This window comes from Paraburkholderia humisilvae, assembly GCF_902859855.1.
Classification (GTDB): Bacteria; Pseudomonadota; Gammaproteobacteria; order Burkholderiales; family Burkholderiaceae; genus Paraburkholderia; species Paraburkholderia humisilvae.
Window position 1 is genome coordinate 1 of the sequence record NZ_CADIKH010000274.1, and the last position, 2,194, is coordinate 2,194.

The following is a 2,194-nucleotide window of genomic DNA, read 5'->3' on the forward strand; positions in this document are numbered from 1 at the left end:
AGTCGGGTAGCAGCGACACATTGCTGCGCCGCCGCCCCCTAAGAACCGTACAGGCGAGTTTCCCCGCATACGGCTCAAGCCTCATGTAAGGTTGATGTCGCACCAACCCGGTGACGCGACAGACCAACCAGTGCTTGGTGTACCTGCATCGTGACAGACCGCGCTCATGATGACGGCGGTGAGTCCCTGCGGCGTGCACGGGATACCCGGCTTCGTATCGCAGCACGCTGCGCGAAGTAGGCGTACCACTGCGAATCGTAGGGGTTAGCGTCCGCTCGGACTTTCGGATGCCGCTCGATGGGCGTAGCCATCGCCAACCGTAGGCGCCGGTAACGAGGGTGCCCGTCGTTTTCCATCTGTTTCGTGTCCACAGCGAAGATCCATTGCCGTAGACCAATTCGATGGAAGTAACGTTGTCGCACCCAGTAGGCCGGCTTCTTTTGGTGGCGGCGTTTGGCCCATTGCCACAATGCGTACCAGATCTGGTGGTCCACCTTGCGGAAGATGTCTTTCGCGACTACATGGCGGTGATAGGCTGCCCAGCCGGTGATGACAGGATTGAGGGCATCGATCAGCTTGCCTTGTGGAGCGGCACCGAGCTGACGAATGAGACCCCTGACCTTCCGCAGGAACGCTGTGACATTCTTGCGGGCTGGATTGATGAGCAGTTTATTACCGTACCGCCGGACATGCTGACCGAGAAAGTCGTATCCATCCGTCAGGTGGGTGATCTTCGTCTTCTCCGGAGCGAGTTCCAATCCCCTTGCAGCGAGGAAGGTCGTGACGGCTGGAGTTATCTGCCGCTCCAGCACTTCCCGATTCACGCCGGTGATAACGAAGTCGTCGGCATATCGCACCAGATTGACCTTATGAGCTACGCGCTGCGCTGTGCTCTTGAAGGCAGCCGATAAGGCACTGTCCAGCCCGTTGAGCGCCAGATTGGCCAGCACGGGGCTGATGATGCCCCCTTGCGGTGTCCCCTCGGTCGTTGGTGCAAATGAGCCATCCTTTAAATAACCGGCTCTCAACCATTTCTTCAACACGGCTTTGTCCATAGGCACGTGCTGCAAGAGCCACGCATGGTCGATGTTGTCGAAACAGCCGCGAATGTCCGCTTCGAGAATCCACTGTGCTGATACGCGGGTGTGCCGGTCTTTTGGGTTGCCGTGGTATCGGGCGTTCATAAAACATTGTGCTATCGCGTCATGTGTGGATCGCTCTTTTCGGAATCCATAGGACTGCGCATCGGAGATCGTCTCCGATACGGGATCGAGCGCGAGCAGATAGAGCGCCTGCATGGCCCGGTCCCGCATCGTGGGAATACTCAACGGACGCAGCTTTCCGTTACTTTTCGGGATGTAGATTCGCTTGAGTGGCAGCGGCTTATAGCCGTGTCGCCGTAGCGATTCTATTGCCAGATATTTGGCATCCGGGGTAGACCACAGCACACGGTCAACGCCCGGTGTACGTTTGCCCTGGTTTTCTGTCACTCGTTTCACGGCGAGAGCCTTGCCGTAAAACGAGGTGGTCAGTAGCCGTTGCAGGGCCTTGACCCTGTTCCAGCGACCTTCCTGCGTTGCCTTCACGATACGCGCCTGCATTCTTCTAACCACACTGTATGCCTTGTCCCAGTCGATGCTGTGCCACGACAACGGTTGATCGGCCGGCGCACACGTCGACGTTGTCCCGTTCATTTGCTTTCCAGCCTTCAAAGATGATGCAAGTTATCTCGTGATGAGAGACCAGTTGGAAGTCTGCCCACTTTCGTGTCGGGCGATGTTCCAGCCCGTATCTGAACCATTACAGTCCAGCATTCGCCTTTTCCAACCTCCTTTACCCACTCCGCCAACAGCTTCCCTCGCGGTTGGCCTGCCCTGGCGGGGCGGCGAGATGGGCTTACCCTGTTTCGTTACCGCAACGAGATGACGAAGGTTTCCTCTTTACGCCGGTGACCTATGGTCTGCGTGTGCCCATTACAGACTGGGCACATCCGGTCACATAGCTTTTGCCCTCAGCCTGACAGCATCTTTGGCTGGACTGTATTCACGACGCTTGCGAGAATTCACTTACGTTAACCATGCCACCTGAGCCCACGCGGCTCCCGCATCGATGCTTGCAGGTGTCACCGTTGCCTCGCGGCTTCGGCTAGGCTTTGCAGCCCCGGATGTTGTCCTCGATGCTCCGCACCCCGCCG

Annotated in this window: 1 protein-coding gene; it reads right to left on the reverse strand. The window is 57.7% G+C overall.

Annotated elements, in window-relative coordinates; all coding sequences use genetic code 11:
• Nucleotides 1-164: 164 nt before the first annotated feature.
• The gene (gene ltrA / locus HV796_RS41815) at nt 165-1,694 is read right to left on the reverse strand and encodes a group II intron reverse transcriptase/maturase (protein ID WP_175233488.1); all 1,530 of its coding nucleotides are present in this window, start codon (nt 1,692-1,694) and stop codon (nt 165-167) included.
• Nucleotides 1,695-2,194 lie beyond the last annotated feature (500 nt).